An 8,234-nucleotide genomic window follows, 5' to 3' on the forward strand; every position below is an offset into this window, starting at 1 on the left:
GGAGCCCGTCCGATCGGGGGCCCGCCCCCCCCCACGCGCTCGGAGCGGTGCCCGCGTGGGCGAAGGCGGACGGCGGGTTCTGGGCCCCGGACGTCACTCAGCTGGCGGACGGCACGTTCGTGCTGTACTTCGCGGCCGCGCAGACGGCGGGCGGCGAAATGTGTCTCGGCGCGTCGACGGCGAAGAAGGCGGAAGGACCGTACACGCCGGCCGGTGACCGGCCGCTGGTGTGCGAGCCCGGCGACCACGGCGACATCGACCCGCAGACGTTCGTCGACACGGACGGGTCACGCTTCTTGCTCTACAAGAGTGACGGCGCGGCGACCGGGCCACCGTCGGCGATCTGGGCACAGAAGCTGCAGGCCGACGGCCGCACCCTTTCCGGGTCGCGGATCGAGCTGCTGCGGGCCGACCTGACGGCCGAGATGTCGGTCGTCGAGGCGCCTTCGGTGGTCAAGACCGCGTCCCGGTACCTGCTGTTCTATTCCGCGGACACGTTCCAGAGCACGGGTTACCACACGGACTACGCGTCGGCGCCGACGCTGGGCGGGGCGTTCGTGAAGGCGGACGGCAAGTTCCTGTCGACCGACCTGCTGGCCGGCCAGGTGGACGCCCCGGGCGGCGCGGACGTGCTGGACGACCACATCTTCTTCCACGGCTGGCTGGGTGGCGGCCGCACGGCGCGGGGGTTGTATTCGCTGCCGATCACGTTCCCGGGCGACGTGCCGAAGCTGGGGTGACGGTGTCACCCACCCGGGTAGCGCTCGGTTGGGCCGCCCGGGGGCCGGATATCCGGGGAGCGAGGGAACGGAGGAGCGACATGACGGTGTGGTGGGGATTGGCGGGCTTGCTGGGGCTGCTGGGGTTGTGCGGCCTCATCCGGAGCCATCGCGCCGACGGGACGGCGGTGGAGGCCGACCCGCTGGAGCGCTATCCGGCGGCCCGCGAGCCGGCGGTCCCGAACGCGGACGCGGCGCACACCCCGCTGATGACGCCGGCGATCACCCCCGAGATGCTGGCCCGCCCGGCGTTGCCGCGCGAGGAGCCGGCGGTGCCGGAGTCGGGGAGCATCGCGGGCGAGATCCCGGCCCCGCGCCCGGTGGGGGACCGGCCGGTCGTGCCGGGGGAAGCGCCGATGGCCGGGGCACCCGCGGGAGCTTGGGGCGGGGTGCAGGCGGCTGGTGGGTGGGGTGAGGGTTCCGCTGGGCCGCGGGGTGGGGAGCGGTCGGCTGGTGCCCCGGCTGCGGCGGAGCAAACTCAGGTGACCGCAAGGCCGAGCGCAGCGGTGCAGTCGGCTGGTGGCGAGGCCGAGGCGGAAACTTTCGGAGCGCCGGCTGCTGCGCCGATAACCGCGGCGCCCGCGCCGGTGACCGCGCCGGCGCCGGTCGCGCAGCACCAGCCGGCCGAGGTGCGGGCTCCGGAACCGCGGGCCTCCGAGGAAGTCTCGCCGCAGCCGAAACATGCGCTCCGGTCCGAAAGCGCTGAAACCCCCGCGCCGGAGACTCCCCGGGTTCCGTACGCCCGCCCGGAACCGGAACCCGAAGCCCCGCGGAAAGAGACTTCCCCGCCACCGGCACGGGGCTCGCGCGGGCTTGTCGGCCTGCTCAAGCGGGTCCTGGGTCGCAATTGACTCCTCACCCGAGCGGTGCGCTGTCCTTGCCCAGCCCGGCGAGCAGGTCGCCGTGGTCCTCGATCCGGTCCAGGACGTCGTCCGCCGTGAAGGTCAGGTGGGTCACGTGGCGGCAGGCGCGGACCTCGTCCCACGTCACCGGTGTCGAGGCCGTCGGGTGGTCGCGGCCGCGCAGCGAATACGGGGCCACCGTGGTCTTCGCCGGGTTGTTCTGGCTCCAGTCGATGAACACCCGGCCCGTCCGCTGCGCCTTCGCCATCACCGCCGTCACCGACTCCGGCGTCTCCGCCGCCAGGCGCTGGGCGAGCCGCTTCGCGTATGCCGACGGGGCCGATGGGTCGTCCGTGCGGATTCCGCAATAGAGCTGCATTCCTTTGGACCCCGACGTCTTCGCGTACGGCGTCAAGCCGTCCTCCTCCAGGAGGTCGTGGAGGCGCTCCGCCACGCGGCAGCAGTCGACGATCGTCGTGCCGGGGCCCGGGTCGAGGTCGAACACCAGGCGGTCCGGGAGCTGCCGGGCGCCCGACTCCACCGTCCACTGGGGAACGTGCAGCTCCAGCGCCGCCATGTTCGCCGCCCACACCAGGCCCGGCAGGTCGTCCAGGAGGGGGTAGTCGATCGTGCCGCCCGTGCCGGCCAGGCGGACCGTGCGCAGCCAGGCCGGGGCGCCGTTCGGGACGTTCTTTTCGAACCACTTCTGGCCGTCGACGCCGTTGGGGTAGCGGATGAACGTGACCGGCCGGCCCGCCAGGTGCGGCAGCAGCACCGCCGCGACGCGGGAGTAGTAGTTGATCACCTCGCCCTTGGTGAACCCGGCCGCCGGGTACAGCACCTTGTCCAGATTGGACAAAGTGAGCCGCCGGTCGCCGGCCTGGACGGTGATCCGCTGGCCGGCCGGCTCGGGCGAGGGGGCCGGGGGCGGGGCGGCGGGTTCGTGCGGTATCGCCCCCGGCGTCAGGACGTCGGCCGGGTCCTTGTCCTGGCGCAGCCCCCGCCAGGCCGTGTGGCGGACCCGCCCGCCGCGGGTGAACTGGCGGAAGACGATCTCGCCCACCAGGCGCGGCTCCACCCAGCGGGCGCGGACGATGTCCTCCCGCGGCGGTGTCGTCACGAACGGGTGTGTGCGCCGCTCGATCTTCTCCAGCCGGGCCTGCAGATCGGCGCGGGACGCCTGGGTGAACCCGGTGCCGACGTCGCCGATGTAGACCAGGTCGCCGGTGGCGGGGTCGTGCGCGCCCAGCAGCAGCCCGCCGAGCGTGCCGGTGAAGCTGCGCTGTCCCGGCCGCCAGCCGCAGACGATCGCCTCCTGCGTCCGGATCAGCGGGTGCTTGAGCCACGAGTCCGGCCGCTGGCCGGGGTGGTAGGCCGACGAACGCAGCTTCGCGACCACCCCCTCGTACCCGGCGGACGCGGCGTGGGCGAGGAAGTCCGCGGGGGTGCGGCGGTCGGCGGCGAGCTCGTCGAAGGTGACCGCGCGGACCACCGAAACGCGGTACGGGTCCGGCATCGGCAGCTCGGCCAGCAGGCCGCGGCGCTCGTCGTAGGGCGCGCCCAGCAGGCTCCGGTCCCCGAGCCGGAGCAGGTCGAACGCGAGGAAGCGGACCGGGACGTCGGTGAACTCCAGCCCCTTCGGCCCGCTCTGGTGCCGGACGTAACGGCCGCGGCGCTCCTGCATCAGCTCGAAGTCGATCCGGCCGTCTTCGCCGTAGACGACGACCTCGCCGTCCAGGTAGGCGGCGCGGCCGTCCAGCGCGGGGGCGAGCACGCCTTCGAGGTCGGCGAACTCGGCGGTGAAGTCGATGTTGTTGCGGCTGGTGAGCACAGTCGTGCCGTCCGGGGCGATCCGCATGGCGGCCCGGTAACCGTCCAGTTTGTACTCGTAGGCCCACTCCGGGCCGCTGCGCAGCCGGCCGCCGTCGGCCTTGGCGAGCATCGGCTCCAGCCAGGCCGGGACGAGCGATGCGTCGTCTGCCGCCATGTCGACCTCCGTCACCTTCGGTGCCCAAGGTAACCCGTTCGGCCTAGCTTAGCCGGATTTGTGCAGGTGAAAGCGGCTTGAACGCGTGTTCGGCCCGGCGTTCAGGCGGGCAGGAGGTCGTCGACGGCCCGGCGCAGGGTCGCGCGGACCTCCTCGGCGTCGTCGAGTTCGCCGCCGTGCAGGGCGCCGTCGCGCAGGAGGACGAGCACGCGCGCTGCGTGCTCCGGGTCCGGGTGGCCGGCGGCCGCCGCCTGCTCGCGCAGGACGCCGAAGAACCACTGCCGGTGGTCGTCGATGACCCGGCGGACCCGGTTCGCCGGATCGGGGTACTCGGCGGCGGCGTTGAGGAACTGGCAGCCGCGGAAGTCCTCCCCGCAGGTCGCGTCGCCGACCACCGCCAGGGTTTCGGCGAGTGCCTCGCGCGGGGGCTTGCCCGCCCGCGCCGCGTCCACGGCCGCGCGGATCTGCCGGCTGGTGTCGGCGAGGTAGGCCGCGACCAGGTCGTCCTTGGTCGGGTAGTGGCGGTAGAAGGTCGCCCGGGTCACGGCCGCCTCGGAGACCAGGCGTTCCACCCCGACGGCGTGGATGCCTTCGGCGTAGAAGAGCCGGGAGGCGGTCGCGAGCAGCCGGTCCTTCGGGTGCGGCTCGGCAGTCCTCATCCCCGCAGCTTAGAGAAAGACCGATCGTTCTGCCAGATTGGCTTCGTCACATTGCCAAGGCCGCTCCGCCGGTCCAGAGTAGCTAGCAGAAAGACCGATCGTTCTCCCCGAAGGAGCCAGCCATGAGCAAGCCCACCATCGTCCTGGTCCACGGCGCGTTCGCCGACTCGTCCAGCTGGACCGGGGTCATCGCGAAGCTGCAGGAGCAGGGCTATCCGGTCAAGGCGGTGGCGAACCCGCTGCGGGGCGTCGAGTCCGACGCGGCGTACGTCGCGGACGTGGTCAAGGGCGTCGAAGGCCCCGTCGTCCTGGCCGGCCACTCCTACGGCGGCGCCCTGATCACCCGCGCGGCCACCGACGCGCCGAACGTCCGGGCCCTGGTCTACATCGCCGCCTTCCAGCCCGACGCGGGCGAGAGCGTGTTCGAGCTGTCCGGCCGCTACCCGGGCGCCAAGCTCGGCCCGGAGACCACGAACGTCCTGGTGCACGCCGGCGAGCCCGAGCTGTCGATCAAGCCGGAGGACTTCGCCGAGGTCTTCGCCGCCGACGTCCCCGCGGCCACCGCGGCGATCATGGCGGTGACCCAGCGCGCGGTCGCGCAGCAGGCCCTCGCCGCCCCGTTCGAGGGCACGCCGGCGTGGTCGAAGCTGCCGTCGTGGACGCTGATCGCCAACCAGGACAACGCGATCCCGGCCAAGGCGCAGGAGTTCATGGCCGAGCGCGCGTCGTCGACGGTCCGCCGGATCGACGCCTCGCACGCGGTCGCGGTGTCCCAGCCGGAGGCCGTCGCCGAGGTCATCCTGGCCGCGGCGGCGCACGCCGAGTGAGTCAGCGGCGGAGCGTCCGCGCCTCGTCGAGGCGGGACAGCTTCTCCGGGTTGCGCACGGCGTAGATCCCGGTCACGAGGCCGTCGTCGATGCGGGCCGCCAGGACCGTGTCGGCCCGGCCGTCGCGACGGAGGAGCAGCGCCGGGAAGCCGTTGACCTCGACGGCGTCCAGGGTGCCCACGGCGAGGTTGCCCAGGCCGCCGGCGAGCAGGCGGGCCACGTCCTCGGCCCCGGTGACGGGCGACAGCACGGCCTGCACCACTCCGCCGCCGTCGCCGAGGAACACGACGTCCGGTGCGAGCACGTCGAGCAGGTCCTGCAGGTCGCCCGTCTCGACGGCACGCCGGAACGCTTCCAGGGCCTCCCGGGTCGCCGCCGGCGAGACGGGCCCGCGCGGCCGGCGCGCGGCGACGTGGGACCGGGCCCGGTGCGCGATCTGGCGCACCGCGGCCGGGCTCTTGCCGACGGCTTCGGCGATCTCGTCGTAGCCCAGATCGAACACCTCGCGCAGCACGAACACCGCCCGCTCGGCCGGCCCGAGTGTCTCCAGCACCAGCAGCATCGCCATCGACACGCTGTCGGCCAGTGCGACGTCCTCGGCGACGTCGGGCGTGGTCAGCAGCGGCTCGGGCAGCCACGGCCCGACGTAGGACTCCTTGCGCCTGCCGAGCGCCCGCAGCCGCATCAGCGCCTGGCGGGTGGTGATCCGGACCAGGTACGCGCGCCGGTCCCGCACCACGGCGAGGTCCACGTCCACCCACCGCAGCCACGTCTCCTGCAGGACGTCCTCGGCGTCGGCGGCCGAGCCGAGCAACTGGTAGGCGACGGTGAACAGCAGGTTCCGGTGGGCGACGAAGGCCTCGGTGGCGGGGTCGGCCATGGGTGGCTCCTCGGGTCGTTCGCGGGTTTCCCACCGGATGCCGGCCGCCGCCGCGGTGTGACAGTGATCGTCGTCACCCGCCCAGCCTGTCACGGGTCGTGGGGCCGCCGGCATCTCGTGGTCGTTCGCAGGCACACCACGAGTGAGGACGAAGTCATGGAACCCCGATTCACCCTGACCGACAACGAAGTCGGCGCCGCGTTTGCCAAGCGGTTCGGCACCGCGAGCCTGGCGATCGGCCGGTCACCGCTGGAGAAGGTCACGCAGGAACTGGTGTCGTTGCGCGTCAGCCAGGTCAACGGCTGCGGCTGGTGCGTCGACGTCCACACGAAGGAGCTCGAGGCCGCCGGGGAATCCGCCGTGCGGATCAACCTGGTCGCGGCCTGGCGGGAGGCCACGGTGTTCACCGAGGCCGAGCAGGCGGCCCTCGCGCTGGCCGAGGAGGGCACCCGGATCGCCGACGCCGCGCCCGGCGTCTCCGACGAGACCTGGGCCCGGGTCCGCAAGCACTACGACGACGACCGGGTCGCCGCGTTGATCGCCCTGGTCGCGCAGATGAACTCGGCCAACCGGCTCGCGGTGATCGTCCACCGGAAGGGCGGTGGCTACGAGCCGGGCATGTTCGGCTGACGTCGTCCGTGCTTCGCTGGGGGCATGACGAAGGCGGAGCGGTGGCGTCGGTACTGGGACCGCAAGTCCACGACCTACGACGCGGAAATGGGCGTCTGGGACCGCCGTCTCTTCGGCGACTCCCGGGAGTGGGCTTGCGGTCGGGCCGTCGGCGAGGTCCTCGAGGTCGCGGTCGGGACCGGGCTGAACCTCCCGTGCTACCCGGCGGAGGTGACGCTCACCGGCCTCGACCTCAGCGAGGGGATGCTCGCCATCGCCCGGGAGCGGGCGCGGCGGCTCGGCCGGCCGGTGACCCTTCGCCAGGGCAGTGCCCACGAGCTGCCGTTCGCCGAAGCGTCCTTCGACACCGTCCTGTGCACGTTCGGTCTCTGCGCCATCCCCGACCCGGCCGCCGCGGTCGGGGAGATGGTGCGGGTGCTGCGGCCGGGCGGGCGGCTGATTCTGGTCGACCACGTGACGTCGTCGTCGCGGCTCGTGCGGGCCGTGCAGTGGCTGTTCGAGCTGGCGAGCGTTCCCCTGGCGGGCGAGCACTTCCGGCGGCGGCCGCTGAAGCTCGTCGAGGCGCTCGGGCTGCCGATCGACCAGCGGGAGCGGTTCAAGCTCGGGCTGGTGGAGCGGCTGGTCGCCGGCAAGGTCAGCTGATCAGCACGCTTTCGTCCAGCCGGGTCAGCAGTGTCGCGGCGTCGCTGTACACCGCGACCGCGCCGGCGTCGGTCAGTTCCGCCGCGCCGACACCGCCCGACAGCACCGAGACCGTGCGCACGCCGGCCTTCGTGGCGGCGTGGACGTCCCAGACCGCGTCGCCGACGAAGATCGTCTCCTCCGGTGCCGTCCCGGCCTTCTCGAGCGCGGCGAACACCGGCTCCGGATCGGGCTTCGTCGCTTCGACGTCGTCGCCGGACACGATGCCGGCGACCACGTCGTCGACGTCGAGGACCTTGCGCAGCACCTCGAGCTCGTCCGGCCCGGCCGACGTCGCCAGCACCACGCGCACGCCGCGCCCGGCCAGCTCGCGGACGAGGTCGGGGGCGCGGTCGAATGGCCGCAGCAGGTCGGCGGTCTCCAGGTAGAAGCGGCTGTGCAGCTCTTTGGCCCGGTCGCCGACGCGGCCGGCGTCCTCCTCACCCAGCAGGGTGTTCAGCAGCTTGCCGGAGCCCTTGCCGATCGCGCGGTGCACGCGCCAGGAGTCGACGTCCCGGTCGAGCTCGTGGAACGCCCGGCGCCAGGCGTGGACGTGGAGGTAGTTGGAGTCGACGAGCGTGCCGTCGACGTCGAACAGGACCGCGGTGGCGATGACGGGCTCCTTGAGGTCGATGCGGGTTTCCCGGTGCTCCGCGCGGGTACCGGGAGGGGTGATCCGGATACCCCGTCCTTCACGGACGTACACATGACCGGCCTCGTCTCGGCGGGCTTCCGCGGGCTGGCAGCCCTGCGGCGCGCCCCGGCCTTCCACCCCGCCGGCGTCGTGCTGCGCGGGGAATTCCGGGCGATCGCGGACGACCTGCCCTGGCCGGCCGGCCCGGCTCCCGTCGTCGCGCGGCTGTCCAAGGGCGCCGGCACACCCGGGCGGCTGCCGGACGCGCTCGGGCTGGCGGTGCGGATCCCCGGCGCGGGCCGCGACGGCGGGCCG

At 73.2% G+C, this 8,234-nt stretch carries 9 protein-coding genes and 1 pseudogene; 6 read left to right on the forward strand and 4 right to left on the reverse strand.

Annotation, left to right across the window (positions count from 1 at the left end; all coding sequences use genetic code 11):
• Both ACWEVN_RS43995 and ACWEVN_RS44000 read left to right on the forward strand, forming a co-directional pair.
• The coding region (locus tag ACWEVN_RS43995) for a glycoside hydrolase family 43 protein (RefSeq protein ID WP_452055243.1) at positions 1 to 740 on the forward strand (740 nt) is incomplete at its 5' end.
• 80 nt (positions 741 to 820) lie between these two features.
• Entirely contained in the window at positions 821 to 1,630 is an 810-nt protein-coding gene (locus ACWEVN_RS44000; RefSeq protein ID WP_452055244.1) for a hypothetical protein, read from the forward strand.
• A 4-nt stretch (positions 1,631 to 1,634) separates the two neighbouring features.
• Here ACWEVN_RS44000 and ligD read toward each other — a convergent pair whose 3' ends face one another.
• Positions 1,635 to 3,608: a DNA ligase D gene (gene ligD / locus ACWEVN_RS44005; protein ID WP_452055245.1), complete on the reverse strand. Its 1,974-nt coding sequence runs from the start codon at positions 3,606 to 3,608 to the stop codon at positions 1,635 to 1,637.
• 101 nt (positions 3,609 to 3,709) lie between these two features.
• On the reverse strand, positions 3,710 to 4,267 hold the full coding sequence (locus ACWEVN_RS44010; protein ID WP_452055246.1) for a TetR/AcrR family transcriptional regulator: 558 nt from the start codon (positions 4,265 to 4,267) through the stop codon (positions 3,710 to 3,712).
• 122 nt (positions 4,268 to 4,389) lie between these two features.
• On the opposite strand from ACWEVN_RS44010, the gene ACWEVN_RS44015 reads away from it, so the two are divergent.
• Entirely contained in the window at positions 4,390 to 5,094 is a 705-nt protein-coding gene (locus ACWEVN_RS44015) for an alpha/beta fold hydrolase (RefSeq protein ID WP_452055247.1), read from the forward strand.
• 1 nt (position 5,095) lies between these two features.
• Here ACWEVN_RS44015 and ACWEVN_RS44020 read toward each other — a convergent pair whose 3' ends face one another.
• Positions 5,096 to 5,974 carry an RNA polymerase sigma-70 factor gene (locus tag ACWEVN_RS44020; RefSeq protein WP_452055248.1) on the reverse strand — a complete coding sequence of 293 codons (879 nt, stop codon included), beginning with the start codon at positions 5,972 to 5,974 and terminating at the stop codon, positions 5,096 to 5,098.
• A gap of 156 nt (positions 5,975 to 6,130) precedes the next feature.
• Here ACWEVN_RS44020 and ACWEVN_RS44025 point away from each other — a divergent pair, with 156 nt between their 5' ends.
• Together ACWEVN_RS44025 and ACWEVN_RS44030 are read left to right on the forward strand one after the other, a co-directional pair.
• The gene (locus tag ACWEVN_RS44025; RefSeq protein ID WP_452055249.1) at positions 6,131 to 6,604 is read left to right on the forward strand and encodes a carboxymuconolactone decarboxylase family protein; all 474 of its coding nucleotides are present in this window, start codon (positions 6,131 to 6,133) and stop codon (positions 6,602 to 6,604) included.
• A 24-nt stretch (positions 6,605 to 6,628) separates the two neighbouring features.
• The gene (locus ACWEVN_RS44030) at positions 6,629 to 7,246 is read left to right on the forward strand and encodes a class I SAM-dependent methyltransferase (protein ID WP_452055250.1); all 618 of its coding nucleotides are present in this window, start codon (positions 6,629 to 6,631) and stop codon (positions 7,244 to 7,246) included.
• Here the strand turns inward: ACWEVN_RS44030 and ACWEVN_RS44035 are convergent.
• Positions 7,239 to 7,991, reverse strand: coding sequence for an HAD family hydrolase (locus ACWEVN_RS44035; RefSeq protein ID WP_452055251.1), 753 nt, complete (start codon positions 7,989 to 7,991; stop codon positions 7,239 to 7,241). The two genes, ACWEVN_RS44030 and ACWEVN_RS44035, sit on opposite strands and share 8 nt — an antisense overlap.
• Here ACWEVN_RS44035 and ACWEVN_RS44040 point away from each other — a divergent pair.
• Positions 7,992 to 8,234: pseudogene (locus ACWEVN_RS44040) on the forward strand (hypothetical protein); the annotation flags it as partial.

The sequence above is a fragment of the Amycolatopsis sp. NPDC003861 genome, from assembly GCF_053605405.1.